Source organism: Halorubrum zhoui (assembly GCF_051194155.1).
GTDB lineage: Archaea > Halobacteriota > Halobacteria > Halobacteriales > Haloferacaceae > Halorubrum.
Genome location: NZ_JBLZNJ010000003.1, coordinates 472,552 through 488,428 on the forward strand (window position 1 = coordinate 472,552; position 15,877 = coordinate 488,428).

The 15,877-nt window shown below is 68.6% G+C and carries 13 protein-coding genes; 7 read left to right on the forward strand and 6 right to left on the reverse strand.

Annotation, left to right across the window (positions count from 1 at the left end; translation table 11 throughout):
* The first annotated feature begins 23 nt into the window (after positions 1-23).
* Both ACNTAO_RS06580 and uvrA read left to right on the forward strand, forming a co-directional pair.
* A complete protein-coding gene (locus tag ACNTAO_RS06580; protein WP_435161167.1) occupies positions 24-2,237 on the forward strand; it encodes a twin-arginine translocase subunit TatC in 2,214 nt (737 codons plus the stop codon).
* A 49-nt stretch (positions 2,238-2,286) separates the two neighbouring features.
* Positions 2,287-5,241, forward strand: coding sequence for an excinuclease ABC subunit UvrA (uvrA, locus tag ACNTAO_RS06585; protein ID WP_435161168.1), 2,955 nt, complete (start codon positions 2,287-2,289; stop codon positions 5,239-5,241).
* 27 nt (positions 5,242-5,268) lie between these two features.
* On the opposite strand, the gene ACNTAO_RS06590 is transcribed toward uvrA, so the two are convergent.
* Positions 5,269-6,294, reverse strand: a complete 1,026-nt coding sequence (locus ACNTAO_RS06590) for a response regulator (protein ID WP_435161169.1) — start codon at positions 6,292-6,294, stop codon at positions 5,269-5,271.
* Positions 6,295-6,370: 76 nt separating this feature from the next.
* Positions 6,371-8,353: a MutS-related protein gene (locus tag ACNTAO_RS06595; RefSeq protein WP_435161170.1), complete on the reverse strand. Its 1,983-nt coding sequence runs from the start codon at positions 8,351-8,353 to the stop codon at positions 6,371-6,373.
* Between the two features lie 126 nt (positions 8,354-8,479).
* Between ACNTAO_RS06595 and larE the strand changes: the two genes are divergently transcribed.
* The 4 genes from larE (at position 8,480) to ACNTAO_RS06615 (ending at position 11,741) form a co-directional block, all read left to right on the forward strand.
* A complete protein-coding gene (gene larE / locus ACNTAO_RS06600) occupies positions 8,480-9,451 on the forward strand; it encodes an ATP-dependent sacrificial sulfur transferase LarE (RefSeq protein WP_435161171.1) in 972 nt (323 codons plus the stop codon).
* Positions 9,448-9,726: a glutaredoxin family protein gene (locus tag ACNTAO_RS06605; protein ID WP_435161172.1), complete on the forward strand. Its 279-nt coding sequence runs from the start codon at positions 9,448-9,450 to the stop codon at positions 9,724-9,726. The genes larE and ACNTAO_RS06605 overlap by 4 nt, the downstream gene beginning before the upstream one ends.
* 109 nt (positions 9,727-9,835) lie before the next feature.
* On the forward strand, positions 9,836-11,050 hold the full coding sequence (locus ACNTAO_RS06610; protein ID WP_435161173.1) for an alanyl-tRNA editing protein: 1,215 nt from the start codon (positions 9,836-9,838) through the stop codon (positions 11,048-11,050).
* 64 nt (positions 11,051-11,114) lie between these two features.
* Complete coding sequence (locus tag ACNTAO_RS06615) at positions 11,115-11,741, forward strand: HAD family hydrolase (protein WP_435161174.1); 627 nt, start codon at positions 11,115-11,117, stop codon at positions 11,739-11,741.
* Between the two features lie 49 nt (positions 11,742-11,790).
* Here ACNTAO_RS06615 and ACNTAO_RS06620 read toward each other — a convergent pair whose 3' ends face one another.
* Positions 11,791-12,132 (reverse strand): DUF5822 domain-containing protein, encoded by a 342-nt coding sequence (locus ACNTAO_RS06620; protein ID WP_435161175.1) that lies wholly within the window; start codon positions 12,130-12,132, stop codon positions 11,791-11,793.
* Between the two features lie 134 nt (positions 12,133-12,266).
* Between ACNTAO_RS06620 and panB the strand changes: the two genes are divergently transcribed.
* Positions 12,267-13,058, forward strand: coding sequence for a 3-methyl-2-oxobutanoate hydroxymethyltransferase (panB, locus tag ACNTAO_RS06625; protein ID WP_435161176.1), 792 nt, complete (start codon positions 12,267-12,269; stop codon positions 13,056-13,058).
* Between the two features lie 613 nt (positions 13,059-13,671).
* Here the strand turns inward: panB and rpl12p are convergent.
* From rpl12p to ACNTAO_RS06640, 3 genes are read right to left on the reverse strand one after another with little or no spacing between them, the layout of a single operon-like run.
* Complete coding sequence (gene rpl12p / locus ACNTAO_RS06630; protein ID WP_435161177.1) at positions 13,672-14,007, reverse strand: 50S ribosomal protein P1; 336 nt, start codon at positions 14,005-14,007, stop codon at positions 13,672-13,674.
* A 15-nt stretch (positions 14,008-14,022) separates the two neighbouring features.
* The gene (locus ACNTAO_RS06635; protein ID WP_435161178.1) at positions 14,023-15,057 is read right to left on the reverse strand and encodes a 50S ribosomal protein L10; all 1,035 of its coding nucleotides are present in this window, start codon (positions 15,055-15,057) and stop codon (positions 14,023-14,025) included.
* Positions 15,054-15,692, reverse strand: a complete 639-nt coding sequence (locus ACNTAO_RS06640) for a 50S ribosomal protein L1 (protein ID WP_435161179.1) — start codon at positions 15,690-15,692, stop codon at positions 15,054-15,056. The genes ACNTAO_RS06635 and ACNTAO_RS06640 overlap by 4 nt, the downstream gene beginning before the upstream one ends.
* Positions 15,693-15,877: the final 185 nt, after the last annotated feature.

Below are 15,877 nucleotides of genomic sequence, written 5' to 3' on the forward strand. Positions count from 1 at the left end.
CGCACACGGCCGTCTCACGCCGTATGGCGAGTGCCCTCGACGAAGACACCCAACGGTCGCTCGCGGCCGGCCAGGCGTCGGCCCGGGCGTTCCTCCGGTCGATCCAGAAGGATCTCCAGAAGGTGTTCGTCGTCTTCTTGCTCGGCTTCCTCGCCACGTTCTGGGCGCTGCGCACCACGATTTGGGAGGCGCTGTACGAGATGACGCGTTCGAACATGGCGTCCGCCGTCGCCGAGGAGGTAGACGTCATCGCGACGACCCCGTTCGAGGTGATCCTCCTCCAGGCGAAGATCGGTCTCGTCGTCGGCGCGATCGTCGCGCTCCCGGCGCTCGGCTACGTCAGCCGCGACGAGCTTCGTGCCCGGGGCGTGCTCCCGCAGTCGCCGATCGCCCGCTGGAAGCTCGCGGCGGTCGCACTGCTTGGGTTCGGTCTCTTCGGACTCGGCGTCGCCTACGGTCTCTACGCGTTCTTCCCGATCATGTTCGCGTTCCTGGCAGGCTTCGGCCTCGAGGCGGGGATCCAGCCGACGTACGGCATCGTGATGTGGACGGAGTTCATCGTCTTCCTCTCGCTGTCGTTCGGGCTCGCGGGGCAGATGCCGCTGCTCATCACCGGGCTCTCGTACGCCGAGATCGTTCCGTACGAGACGTTCCGTGACAAGTGGCGGTACGCGGTCGTCGCCATCTTCGTCTTCGGTGCCGTGTTCTCTCCGCCCGACCCGTTCACCCAGCTGATGTGGGCGTTCCCGCTCGTCGCGCTGTACGGCTTCAGTCTCTACTTGTCAAAGCTCGTGGTCACGGCCAAACGCAGCTCCGACCGGGTCCGCGTGCTCGGCTCGATTCGATCCCACTGGAACGTCGTCGGTGGTGCGGCCGTCCTCGGTGCCGGACTCGTGTACGCCTTCTACGTCGCCGGCGGTCGGACGGCGGTGAACGCCCTCCTCGAGTCGGTCGGCAGCGACTGGCGGTTCCTCGCCCCGGGCACTGGACTCGGCGTCGACGCGACCGCCGCGCTCGCCGTGTACGCCGTCGGCTGGGCGGGCGCGTTCGTGGCCGCCGCGACCCTCTGGGCGGTGTACGCCGACCTCGACACGACGAGCGCGGGCTACCAGTACGGCGATCCGACCGCCATCGACCTCGAAGAACTCGACGCGGCGGGCGTTCGGGCAGCGCCGGACGCACCCTTCGCTGCGATGTCGGAATCCGAGTCGCTCGCACGGGCCCAGGCCGCCCTCGACGACGACGACCCGGCGAAGGCCCAGGCGATCCTCGACCGGTTCGACGCGGTGGCGTCCGAAGGCGGCGACGAGGCTCCCACGGCTGACGACGCGGACGGAGGTACGGACGGGGCGTCCACGGCCGACGACGGCGGTCTCGTCGATAGCGTCGGTGACCGCACCTCACGCGCCTCCTCGACGTTCCTCGAGGAGCTGACGGGCGACGAATCCGCCGAAGACGACATCGGCGGGTACTACACCGACCTGCGGTTCATCTTCGACTCGGTTCGCTCGAAGTCGTTCATCCTCCTCGTGGTGTTCGGTGGCGTGATGGCGGCGACGTTCACGTGGCTCTACCTCGGTGGCCTGGCGGCCGTGCGTGCCGACCTCCAGTCGCGGGTTCCCGCCGAGGTCGGTGGGGGGATCAACATCATCACCCTCCACCCGGTCGAGGCGCTCATCTTCATGGTGAAGGTGTCACTGCTCGTCGGCGGGCTCGCGGTCTTTCCCGTCCTGTTGTACGCCGCGTGGCCGTCACTGCGCGAACGGGGGTTCGTCGCCGGGCGAATCAGACAGGTGTATCTCTGGGCAGGGGCGCTCTTCGGGGGCCTGGTCGGCGGGTTCGCGCTCGGGTACGGCTGGATCGCCCCCGGCATCATCGGGTGGCTCGTCACCGACGCCGCGCTCGCAAACATGATCATCACGTATCAGGTGAGCGACTTCATGTGGCTCGTCATCTTCACCACCATCGGGATCGGGTTGCTCGCGGACATTCCGATTCTGATGGTGTTGTTGAACAACGCCGGCGTGCCCTACGACGGCCTTCGTGGCCGCTGGCGAGAGGTCACCGTCGGGATCATGGTGTTCGCCGCGGTGTTCACCCCTGCCGACGTGATCACGATGTTCCTCGTGACGATTCCGCTCATGCTCGCGTACGGATTCGGGCTGGGCGTACTCTTCGTCGTCACCGCCGGCGGCCGGCGAGACCTCTCACCGCCGGCGGACATCGTCGGTCGGTGAGCGTGGTGACCGACGGGTATTCCTTCACGCGTCCGCAACGGAGCCTAGGATGAGCAAGGACTACATCGAGGTCCGCGGCGCGGAAGAACACAACCTCAAGGACCTCGACGTCCGAATTCCACGCGAGGAGTTCACCGTCGTCACCGGCCTCTCGGGGTCGGGAAAGTCGTCGCTCGCGTTCGACACCGTGTACGCCGAGGGACAACGCCGGTACATCGAATCGCTGTCGGCGTACGCCCGCAACTTCCTCGGCCAGATGGACAAACCACAGGTCGAGGCGGTAGAAGGACTCTCACCGGCCATCTCGATAGACCAGAAGAACGCCGCAAACAACCCGCGGTCGACGGTGGGGACGGTCACCGAACTCCACGACTACCTCCGGCTGTTGTACGCCCGCGTCGGAACCCAACACGACCCGATCACGGGCGAGCCGGTCGGCGAGCAGTCGGCACAGGACATGGTCGAACAGATCCTCGAGCTGCCCGAGGGCACCCGTGCGAAGATCGCCGCGCCGATCGTTCGCGACCAGAAGGGGGCGTTCGAAGAGCGGTTCGGGTCGCTCGCGGCTGACGGCTACACGCGCGTCGAAGTGGACGGCGAGTCGGTCGACCTAACGACCGAGGACCCGGACCTCGACCAGAACTACGACCACACGATCGACGTGATCGTCGACCGCGTCGTCGTCTCGCCGTCGGCCCGCTCGCGGATCGCCGACTCGGTCGAGACTGCTCTCGAGGAGGCCGACGGCGCGTTGAAACTGATCGTTCCCGACCCGCCGGCGGACGTCCCGCTCGCCTCGAACAGCCGGTCGACCGGGTCGCTCGCGGCGGACGCCGACGGCGACGAACGACTCGTCGTCGAGTTCTCCGAGGCCCTCGGGAACCCGAACTCCGACTTTCACTTCTCGGCCATCGAGACCCGCTCGTTCTCGTTCAACAGCCCCTACGGCGCCTGCCCGGAGTGTGAGGGGATCGGGTCGACGAAGGAAGTCGACGAGGCGCTCGTCGTCGAGGACCCCTCGAAGCCGCTCAAGCACGTCTTCGAGCCGTGGAGTTACGACCGAACCTACTACTCCCGGCAGCTCGACAACGTGGCCGAGCACTTCGGCGTCGACGTGGACACGCCCTTCGAGGCGCTCGACGCCGAGATCCGGCGACAGTTCCTCTACGGCACCGACGACCTCGTTCACTTCGAGTGGACCACGAAGAACGGCACCCGCGAGAAGACGGAGCGCTTCGAGGGCGTCATTCCGAATCTGGAACGCCGACACGTCGAGACCGACTCCGAGCGTGCCCGCGACCACATCGAGGAGTACATGGCGGTGACGACGTGTCCCGAGTGTGACGGCACTCGGCTGAAGACCCAGTCGCGACACGTGCTCGTCGCCGACACGCCGATCACCGAGGTAAACCAGCTCTCGATCGCCGACGCGCGCGAACACTTCGAGGGGCTCGAAGCCGAGCTCTCCGAGCGGGAGACGACGATCGCCGCGGAGATCCTCAAAGAGATTCGCGCCCGCCTCGGCTTCATGGAGGAGGTCGGCCTGGAGTACCTCACGCTCGACCGGGAGGCGTCGACGCTCTCTGGCGGCGAAAGCCAGCGCATTCGGCTCGCGACACAGGTCGGCTCCGGGCTCGTCGGCGTGCTCTACGTGCTCGATGAGCCGTCGATCGGCCTCCACCAGCGCGACAACGACCGGCTGCTCGACACGCTCGTCGGCCTCCGCGACCTCGGGAACACCCTCCTCGTGGTCGAACACGACGAAGAGACGATGCGTCGGGCGGACGGCATCATTGACATGGGGCCCGGTCCGGGCAAGCGCGGCGGCGAGGTGGTCGCACAGGGCGACTTCGACGAGATCGTCGCCGCAGACGACTCGATCACGGCCGACTACCTCGCCGGCCGGAAGTCCATCCCGGTCCCCGACGAGCGCCGCGAGTCGGACGGCGAACTGGTCGTGTGCGGCGCCCGCCAGCACAACCTCCGCGACCTCGACGTACCCATCGAACTCGGCACGCTCACCGCGATCACCGGCGTTTCCGGCTCCGGCAAGTCGACGCTGATACACGACATCCTCTACAAGGGGCTCGCGCGCGAGATGAACGACAACACGAGCGTCGAGCCCGGCGACCACGACGCCATCGAGGGGCTCGAGCAGATCGAGACGGTGCGACTCATCGACCAGTCACCGATCGGCCGCACCCCGCGGTCGAACCCGGCGACGTACACCGACGTCTTCGATTACGTCCGCGAGCTGTTCGCCGAGACGTCGCTCGCGAAACAACGCGGCTACGAGAAGGGACGGTTCTCGTTCAACGTCAAAGGGGGCCGCTGTGAGGCGTGTGGCGGCCAGGGGACGGTGAAGATCGAGATGAACTTCCTCTCGGACGTGTACGTCCCCTGTGAGGAGTGTGAGGGAGCTCGCTACAACGACGAGACGCTCGACGTCACCTATAAGGGAGCGACCATCGCGGACGTCCTCGACATGAGCGTGAGAGAGGCCCACGACTTCTTCGAGAGTCATCGGGGGCTCAACCGTCGGCTGCAGCTGTTGCGGGACGTCGGCCTCGGCTACATGGAGCTCGGTCAGCCGTCCACCACGCTCTCCGGCGGCGAGGCACAGCGGATCAAACTCGCCGAGGAGCTCGGGAAGCGGGCCACCGGCGACACGCTGTACCTGCTCGACGAGCCGACGACCGGTCTCCACAAAGAAGACGAGCGGAAACTCATCGACGTGCTCCATCGACTCGTCGACGGCGGGAACACCGTCGTCGTCATCGAACACGAACTCGACCTGGTAAAGAACGCCGACCGAGTGATCGACCTCGGCCCCGAAGGGGGTGAGGGCGGCGGCGAACTCGTCGCGCGTGGCACGCCCGAGGCGGTCGCCCGCGAGGACGCCTCACACACCGGCCGGTATCTGCGTGATCTGCTCCCCGACGTCGACCTCGAGGGCCCTCGTGACGACCGCCGGAAGCCGGCGACCGCGGCCGACGACGACTGACGGCTCGAACCGGAGACGCGACGCCGCTCACCGAACCGCCTTCTCGATTCTCGACGCGAGAACCTCGTACTGACCCGGGCCGACGTCCTTCTCCACGTAGTCTGTCACGTCGTCGAGAATCGCCTGCTTCGCGACCCGCTCGCTACCCTGGCCGGTGTACAGGATGAACGGGAGCGTGGGATGCTCCTCGCGGACCGCGTTGAGAAACTCGATGCCGTCCATGCCCGGCATCTTGTAGTCGCTGACGACGCAGTCGACGGCCTGCCGCCGGTCGGCGGCGGCGAGGACGTCGAGGGCCGCACGGGCGCTCGACGCCTCGAGTATCGACAGCCGGTCGGACCGTTCGTTCAAGAACACGGTGGTCAGCTCTCTGCTCTGTTCGTCGTCGTCGACCAGCAGGACCCCGATCGGACGTGCCCGCTCGGGGGCCGAACCGATCGCGTCGTTCGCGAGCAGATCGGCACGGAGGTATCGGCCGAAGAGGTTCAGCAGGCGAAACGACGGAAAGCGGACGCTAACGCGCTCGACCCGGTCGGGTGAACGAAGATACAAAACGACCTCCGGGGCCTCGGTCCCGGAGAGCGCGAATCGGGCGACCTCGTCGCGTCGGACCACGACGCCCGGCTCGTCGTCGACCGGATCGAGCCGGATGTCGGCCGCCGAGATACGGAGTCGGCAGGGACGTCGCTCGTCGGCATCGTCGTTCGCGCGCCGGTGTGTGACGGTCACGTCCGTGCCGGTGAGCAGTCGGGTGAAGAGGAGCCGCTGGAACGTCACGAGCGTCGCTGCGTCTGCCTGGAGGCTGAGTGCGCCGCGGTCGCCCCCCGCGTCGAACGCGAGCGTGACCGTCTCCGTCGAGTCGGCGGCGGCCGTCCGCGAGACGTCTCGCACGACGTCGAAGACGTCTTCGACGTCGATCCGCCGCGTCTCGTCGTCGGCCTCGACGAGGAGCTGCGCCCTCGTCATCGCGATGCGACCCCGCGTGGTCTCGTCGCTCGTCGACACGCTGAAGCCAACGACGGCGCCGAAGTCGGCGATGATCGAGTTGGTCAACGGACCGTTTTCGGAGGAGTGAGTTATAAGCGTACTGCCGTTTCACCGCGCGTGCGTACCGCCCGGCCTCCCGCGTTCAGAACTTCTCTAACAGCCCCGCGTAAAATCCGCCGCCGCGCTCCTCGGCGAGCTTTTCGACGATGAGCTCCGGCGTCGACCGCGCGAGGTGTCCTTCGCGTGGCGATCGGTTCACCTGCAGCTCGCCGTCGACGAGCCCGACCGCCTCTATCCCGTCGACGGCGAGGGTCGTCGTGGCGGCCGCGCGGATCTCCCGTGCCAGGTGAGAGACGAACACGGCCGTGGTCGACTGTTCGTCGAGCGCCTCCAGGATGCCGGCGATGATCTTCGCGGACGCGCCCGGCTCCGTGATCGACTCGAGCTCGTCGACGAGCACGAGTCGACCGTCCGCGCCGTCGACGAGGTCGCCGAAGTCGCGAAGGGTCGCCTCGAACGCGCCCGCATCCAGCGTACCCTGCGACTTCGCGTAGTAGTGGATCTCGGTGAATCGGTCGAGGCGCACCGCCGACGCGGGGACGGGCATCCCCATCTGTGCCAACACGACCACGAGCGCGACGAGGTCGAGCGTCGACGTCTTCCCACCCGAGTTCACCCCCGAGAGCAGCCGCACGCCGTCGACGTCGTAGTCGACCGGGTCGACGGACGCGAACGCGACGTCCAAAAGCGGCGAGCGCCCGCCGTCGATCTGGATGTCCGGACCGTCCCCGGGGTCACACACCTCGGGGAGCACGCAGTCGAAGTCGTGCGCGAACCGGGCGATCGCGAGCTCCACGTCGAGTTCGAGCGCGTCACGCACCAGCGCCTCAACCGGCTCGCGGAGCGCACCGAGGTCGGCGGCGAGCTCGGCCTTCAGTCGTGCCGCTCGTCGATCGCGCGCCGCAGCTAGTTCGGTTCTGAGCCGCGAAACGGCCGTCTCGGTGTGCTCGAGCGGGAACGAGGGGTCGCCACCGAAGACGCGGCCGGCGAGTTCGGCCTCCTCGGGGTCGAGTCGGAGCGCGTCGACGAGGTGCTCACACGCCTTCTCGACGGCGGTCTCGTACTCGTCGGCGAGCTCGCGGTCGAGCAGCGAGTCGACGCGGGCGCCCTGCTCGACGAGCGAGAGGAAGTCGGTCCCCTCGATGGTGACGTTGCGCTCGCGGATGACCCCGCGGAGGTGGTCGTCGGCGACGGACTCGGCGGTCGCGACGGCTGCGTCGAGGTCGTCGACCGCGGCCGTGAGCCGGTCGAGCTCGGCGTCTCCGGCGATCGTCCCGTCGTCGCCGAGTCGGTCGAGGGCGTCGGCGAGCGCGTCGAGGTCGGCGGCTGGGTCGAGGTCGGCGACGGCGTGGACCGCAGCGGCCGCCTCGAGCCGCTCCCGGTTCGTCGAAAAGAAGGCGAGGAGCCGTTCGGGGACCGTCTCGGCCGGGGTCTCGAGCGCGTCCGGCCGAACCCTGACGTCGCCGTCGACGTCCATCCCGGCGAACGACTCATCGAGGACGATCACGGTGGCGTACGACCGGGCGAGCTCGGCGACGTCACGGCCCGTGTCGACCGTCTCGACCGAGAGCTCCGGGACCGCCGCCTCCGCGCGGGCGAGCGTCTCGGCGTCGGTCGTCGCCAGACAGCGGTCACGGACGCGAACCGGCGGGGGATCGACCAGCGGCTCGACGCCCTCGAGTGCGTCGAGCACCGCCGGTGCCAGATCGCGGGTCGTCGCCATCTCGACGAACGACTGCACCTCGTCGATCCGCGAGGCCGACGCACTCGGGTAGAACGTCTCCAGGCGCTTTTCGGCGTACGTCGTGACCGTTCGGGACTGTAACAACTCCATCGCGTCGCGGTACACCTCTCGCGCCCGGTCGGTCGCGAGGACGCGGTCGGTGTCGTCGTGGCGGTGGCGGATCGCGCCGCGGGCGACGCGGGCGGCGCGCGCCTCGGTCACTCCCGGCGCGCGGGCGATCGCGGCGACGTCGCCCGACTCGACGACCGCCGTCGGGTCGTCAAGGGTCCGGAGCGCCTGCGCGGTCTTTTCACCCACGCCGGGGATCGCCTCGAGATCCATTCGTGCGTCGGTATCTCGCCGATCCGCAAAAGCGTGCGGGTGCCGGTCAGATGCTGTCGCAGGAGCTCGGTTCGCGCCCCAGCCGACGCCGACGGGCTTTTTTTCTCCCACGGCTGAATCGGTGGCATGGATCACCCATCGCCCGACGCGGGTCCCGGCGACCCGCTTGCGGCGGATGCGGACGCACTCGAGGCAGAGATCGCGTCGAAAGCCCGGTCGGCACGCGACGCGCTGGGGGCGCGCGAGGGCGTCCTCGTCGCCTTCTCCGGCGGGGTCGACTCGTCCGTCGTGGCGGCGCTCGCTCACGACGCCCTCGGTGACGACGCGGTCGCGTGTACCGCCCGTAGCGAGACGCTCCCGGCAGCAGAACTCGAAGACGCCCGGCGTGTCGCCGCCGAGATCGGCGTCCGTCACGACACGGTCACGTTCTCGGAGCTCGACGACCCGAACTTTGTCGCGAACGACGGCGACCGGTGTTATCACTGCCGGACGATGCGGCTCGGTCGGATGTACGACCGCGCCCGCGAGCTCGGGATCGACACGGTGTGTGACGGGACGAACGCGGACGACCCCGGTGACGGGCACCGTCCTGGGCTCCGCGCGGTCGACGAGCTCGACGTCTCCTCGCCGCTTCTCGACGCCCAGATCACGAAGACAGAGGTCCGCGCGATTGCGGACGCATACGGGCTCTCGGTCGCAGACAAGCCGTCGATGGCGTGTCTTTCCTCGCGGATCCCGACCGGGCTCGAAGTCACCGAGGCGCGGCTCTCGCGCGTCGAGAAGGCCGAGCGACTCCTCCGCGAGTGGGGATTCGAGGGATTTCGCGTCCGCGACCACGACGGACTCGCGCGCGTCGAGATCGCCCCGGCGGAGCTGCCACGGGCGCTCGACCCGGCGTTCGCCGAGGCAGTCCACGAGCACCTCAGCGACCTCGGCTTCGAGTACGTCACCCTGGACATGGCCGGCTACCGAACCGGGAGCGTGAGCCTGGGCGGAAGCGACGACGCGTCAGACTCCGGTGTGTCGGACGGTGCGTCGTCGGACTCTGGTGTGGTGGACGGTGCGTCGTCTGACCTCGGGCGGCGATATCCGCGATGAGCGGGCAGTCGGCCGACGACCGTGACCAGATCCCCGTCACGGTGTACACCAAGGACCCGTGTCCGCTGTGTGTGGAGGCGGTGGAGGCGGTCGAACAGGTCGCGGCCGACGCCGGCATCTCGATCGACCTCGCGCTCGTCGACGTCGAGACCGACGCCGAACTGGCCGCAGAGTACGGTGATCGAGTTCCGTACGGGTTCGTCGACGGACAGCCGGCGTTCAAGTACACGGTCGACGAGCGGTCCCTGCGGCTCCAGCTCCTCGCGGCGACCTGATCGGGGGGTGTCGCGGATCGAGTCGTCTCCGCTGGGCGGTCCCGTCGTCACCGGTCACCCGACCCACGCGCCGCGTAGCTATTTACCCCCGGCGACCGACGCTCCGACGATGACGGCATCACGCGCGCCGGCCGAGCCGACGGTTCGCGAGTTCGAGTCGACGGTGGAGACGGTCGACGACCACGCGGTCGTCCTCGAGGAGACGTACTTCTACGCTGCGTCCGGCGGACAGCCGGCCGATAGGGGGACGATAGCCGGCCTCGCAGTCGAAGACGTCCAGGCGCGCGACGGGAGCGTGGTACATCACCTCGACGCAGCAGCCGGTGCCGCGGCGCTTCCCGAGCCCGGCGACACGGTGACCGGGATCGTCGACGACGCGTTTCGAACGTACTGCACGCGAGCGCACACCGCCTCACACGTGCTCTACGGCGCGGCCAGGCGGATCTGCACCGGACTCGGCTACGCCGGATTCGACATCTCCCCGGAGAAGGTCCGCGTCGACCTCACGAGCGACGAACCGCTCGACGACGCGGCGCTCGTCGAGCTCGAGCGGCTCGCGAATCGGGCGGTGTGGGAGAGCCGCGACGTCTCGTGGGAGACGCACCCGGTCGAGGAGGCGCGCGCACTGGACGACATCGCGTTCAACGCCAAGACGGAGGAGGGCGCGATGGGCGGCGGCAGCGTTCGCGTCGTCACGATCGACGGCTGGGACGTGGCCGCCTGCGGCGGGACCCACGTCACGAACACGGCGACGATCGGCCCGGTAACCGTCCTCGACCGGTCGAACCCGGGCGAGGGAGTGACTCGGGTCGAGTTCGCGGTTGGGCCGGACGCCATCGACCGCGCCGCGACGATCCACGAGGCGGCCCGCGACGCCGCCGCAGCAGCCGACAGCAGCCTCGAGGCGCTCCCGACGGCAGTCGAGCGTCTCACAGACGAGACCGACCGGCTGTCGTCCGCGCTTCGAGACGCCCGCGGCGACCTCCTCGCCGCGCGACTCGCCGACCTCCCGACCGTCGAGCGGGCGGGCACGAGATGGGCGGTCGGTACCGTCGGCGACACCGACCCGAACGACCTCCGCGAGCCCGCCACAGCGCTGCTCGAGACCGACGGCGGCCCGGACGTGGTCGCGGTCGTCGGCGAGGGCGACGCGCCGTTCCTCGTCGTCGCGGCCGACCCCGAGGTCGACGCGGACGCGGGCGAGGTGGTCTCGACGGCGACCGAGGCGTTCGGCGGCGGGGGCGGTGGGGGGCCGACGTTCGCGCAAGGCGGCGGCCTCGACGTCGATGCCGGGGAGCTGGTCGCGTGGCTCCGTGAGCCGTGAGCCGACGGCACACCGGCGGCGCGGACCCGAAATCACGTCACCGCCGGGCTCGTATGGACAGCTAATGCCCACGCCGCCACCCGGCACAGACGGCTCCAGCGGCTCGACAGGCTCCGAGCTCTCGGACGACGCCGCCGTCTCTGACGCGCTCCACGCACCAGACGCGGTCGTGTACGACCTCGACGGGACGCTGGTCGACCTCGCGGTCGACTGGGACGCCGTCGCAGACGACGTGATCGGCACCTACGCCGCCAACGCGCTCGTCGCTCCGACCGCAGACCTGTGGACCTTACTCGACGCGGCTGCCGACTACGGGGTCCACGATGCGGTCGAGGAGACGATCGCCGGCCACGAGCGCTCCGGGGCGCGCGCGTCCACCCGCCTCCCGCTCGGCGACTGGCTCGCGACCGGTGGTGCCGACCGGCCGGTCGCCATCTGTTCGCTCAACTGCGAGGACGCCTGTCGGGTCGCCGTCGAGACGCACGGCCTCACAGACCGGGTCGACGCCGTGGTCGGGCGCGACACGGCGTCGACGCACAAGCCCGAGCCGGAGTCGTTGCTCGCGGCGATCGACGCGCTCGGTGTCGAACCGGCACAGGCGCTCTTCGTCGGGGACTCCGCGAGCGACCGACTCACCGCCGACCGGGCCGGCGTGTCATTCGCGACCGTCTCCGAGGCGCTCGGTCGGTGAGCGACGCTGGGGGAGTCGGCGTCGGCTGCCGGCACACGCGCGTCGCCGGCTACGCGTTGTCGCGGTCGTCGTAGTCGTCGCGGTCGTCGTGGTCGCCTCGCTCGTCGTGGTCGCCTCGCTCGTCGTGGTCGTCGTCCGACGCGGGCTGTGTGCCGCCGTCGCCCGCGTTCGTCCGCTTTGCGTAGGTCGCGACCGCTACCGCGGTGAGGAACCAGATCGGCGCGCCGACGCGCACGGCGAACGCGGCGCGGGCTCCCCACGTCTCCAGGGTGACGCCCGTCGAGAGCACGGCGACGGCCGGCGCGCCGACGAGGATCGTCACCACGAACGTCGTCTGCATCACCCAGCCGTAGTCGACGCCCTCGGCTTCGGTCCGTTCGACCGGTTGCACGCCTCAGCTACCGCCCCGGGGAGCATATCGGTGGCGGTCGCCGTCGGCTGGCCCGGGAGCTGGCCGTCGTGCCGATCCTCGGCCGCCACCGCTGACCCCGCGGTTTTAATCACCGGCGGACCCACCCTCGATCGATGACCACGACGCGGAGCCTCCGGGACCGCGAGGAGCCGATCACGATGCTCACGGCGTACGACGCCCCGACCGCCGCCATCGTCGACGAGGCGGGCATCGACGTCATCCTCGTCGGCGACAGCATGGGTAACGCCGTGATGGGATACGACTCGACGCTGCCGGTCACGATGGCCAACGTGCGCGCCCGGACCGCGGCTGTCACGCGGACCGTCACGGACGCGCTCGTCGTCGCCGACATGCCGTTCCTCTCGTTCGGCGTCGACGAGGCCGACTCGATCCGCAACGCGGGCGCGCTGTTGGCCGAGGCGGGTGCCGACGCGGTGAAGCTCGAGTGTGGACCACACACGGTCGAACTCACCCGACGACTCACCGAACTCGGCATTCCCGTGATGGCGCACCTCGGACTCACCCCACAGCGGGTCAACGAGCTCGGCGGGTACACGAAGCAGGGCACCGACGAGGAGGCCGCGGCCGAGATCCTCGACCTCGCCGTCGAACACGAGGCCGCCGGCGCGTTCGCGCTCGTGCTCGAACACGTCCCGTCGGCGTTCGCAGCGACGGTGACGGACACACTCGAGATCCCCACGATCGGTATCGGTGCGGGTCCCGACTGCGACGGCCAGGTCCTCGTGATAACGGACGTCATCGGGCTCAGTGAGTGGTCGCCACCGTTCGCCGAGCAGTTCGGTGACGTCGCCGCCGAGATGCGGTCGGCCGTCGAACGCTACCGAGAGGCCGTCGAGACGGGGGCGTTTCCCGTGGGCGAGCGGGGGAGTGCGGCCGACGAGTGAGCGTGTCATCGTCGATTGATCGGATAACTGTGACCCAGTGACACCCGGACACCAATTCGCCACACCCCCCCATACGTATGTGACGATAGTAGTACAACCGACACGAGCGCGCGATATCCGGACACTCCTTACGGCCACACCCTCCCCAGCCGATTCTATACGTGTGTGATGACCGTGTGAACAACACGACCGCGCGACACGCGGGCGCAGTTTCAGCCACACCCTCCCCAGCCGATTCGCTCTCATACGTATGTAGTGACCGGGTGAACAACACGACTGAGCGACACACGGGCACAGTTTCAGCCACACCCTCCCCAACCGATTCGCTCTCGTATGCGTATGGTAGTCATGTAACCGAGACGACTGTGCGGCTTCCGGACACAATTTGTAGCCACACCCTCCCCAGCCGATTCGCTCGGTCGCTTTGCTCCCTCGCTCATCCCTCGCACGCGCTCGCGAGGCCGCCTGCGGCGACCTCACGAGGCGCGCGCCACCGCTGCGGATGGATAGTCGGCTGGTACTGGTTCTCGGATGCGTGTCGGCGACCGGTGCGGTCGCTCTGCGTGTGAAAAAATGCAGAACTGTTCGAGTCGAGTGAGTCGGCGTCGCCGGCTCAGCCGAAGAGTTCGCCGAGACCCTCGCCGCCGGCCTCGTCGTCTTCGTCCTCGTCGTCGTCTTCGTCGGCCGCTTCCGCTTCGGCCTCCTCTTCGGCTTCCTCCTCGTCGGTCTCGGCGGCACCACCTGCGCCTGCGGCCGCGCCCGCTGCGGGTGCCGCGGCGGCCGTCTCGATGGCCTCCTCGATGTCGACGTCCTCCAGCGCGGCGACGAGCGCCTTGACGCGGGATTCTTCGACGTCGACGCCGGCGGCCTCGAGCACGCCGGTGATGTTGTCCTCAGTGAGCGCTTCGCCTGCCTCGTTCAGGATGAGTGCTGCGTAAACGTATTCCATTGGTGTATCCTCGTGTTATCCGAACATCGCGCCGAGTCCCTCGCCGCCGTCGTCGCCGTCGTCTTCGTCGGCGTCGTCGTCGGTCTCCTCGACGTCTTGGGTTGTCTCCTCGTCGGTGTCGTCGGCCGTGTCGGCTTCGGCCTCGGGGGCCGGTGCGGCTTCGACGCCACGGAGCGCCTCGGGGAGCGCCTCGTCGTCGTCGATCGCCGCGGCGAGCGCGCGGAGCTGGGCGTCGGCCTTCCCGATCAGGTCGGGCACGACGTCCGGGCTCTCGACCTCGGCGAACAGCCCGACGGCCTTCGCCTCGCTCGACGCCTTCGCGAGCAGGGTACCCGCGGTAGTCGCGGTCGGGTACGCCGCGTTGACGGAGAGGTTCCGCGCGGCGGCGGCCGCAGACTCGACGTCGGCGCGGTAGTCGTCGACGTCGATCGCGAGCTCGTCCGGCTCGAAGCGAACGCCCTCTGAGTACACGCCCTTCAGGTCGAGTCCCACCTCCTTCGGCTCGATGCCGAGCTCGGTGAGGACGTTCGCGAGGTCTTCGTCGACGACCGCTCCCTCCTCGAGGACGGTGGAGTCCTCGGTGACGACGATGGATCCGTCCATGATGCGCGCGGACGCGCCCACGGTCTGAAGCTCGCCGACGAAGGGTCCGGGGTCGACACCCGTGTCACCCTCCGGAATGAGGATGTCGTTCGGGGCGACCTCGCCGGCGTTGATCGGTGCCGGCGTCTTCGACGCCTCGAGCTGTTTGTAGAGCCCGAACGGATTGTCGTTGGTGCCGATGAGCGCCACCTGTCCGGCGACGGTGTCGGTCAACTCGTCGACGCCGCCTCCGACCGCCTCCAGCGCGCGCGTCATGAGCGTGTTGCGGCTCATGCGCAGGTCGGCGGAGCCGTGGAGGTCACGGCGCATCGCCTGGAGCTGTCGGCTCGGGATACCGGTGACACCGACGACCCCGACGGAGTTGAACGACTCGACGAAGTCGACGAGTTCGTCGACCTCCTCGCGCTTCCACTCCGGGATCGTCTCGGTCTGGCGAACGGAGCTCATACGGGCACCTCCATCGCGGGACCCATCGTGGTCTTCACGAAGATCCCGTCGATGTTGAGCGGCCCCTTCTCGAGGTCGGCCTCGAGCCGTCGGACGATGACGTCGATGTTGTCCGCGATCGCATCGGCGGTCATGTCCTCGGCACCGACGCGCGTGTGGAACGTGCGCCGGTCGCGGGATCGGAGCTGCACCGTGTTCTTCATTCGGTCGACGGTTTCGACGACGTCGTCGTCCGGCTGGAGTGGCGTCGGCATCTTACCGCGCGGACCGAGGACGGTACCGAGGTACCGTCCGATGTCCTGCATCAGGTTGGCCTCGGCGACGAAGAAGTCGGTGTCGCCGGCCAGGTCCTTCGCGCGGTCGTCGTCGTCGCCGAGGTCGGCGAGTTCCTCGCTGTCGAGGACCTCGTCGGCGACGTCGGCGGCGCGGACGGCGGTTTCACCCTCCGCGAAGACGACGATGCGTGTCTCTTGTCCAGTTCCAGCCGGCAGCACGACGGACTCGTCGACGCGATTCGACGGATCGTTGAGGTCGAGGTCTCGCAGGTTGATGGCGAGGTCCACCGTCTCGCGGAAGTTCCGCTCTGGGGCCTCGTCGAGTGCGAGGGTCACGGCCTCTTGTATTGTGTCTGCCATTTTCACCTCCGTAGTACGCAGGTCGCTCCTACGGGTCAGTGAAACAGGCGAAGCCTGTCTCATCGGAGAGTGGCCCATCGGACGCTTAAAACCGTCGAAGCCCAGACGCCAGTGTGAGACACCCACAGCGGCAATTTTCTGGGTGTGACCGAAGCCACGCGTGCTCGCCGCTCGTTCGCCGACGT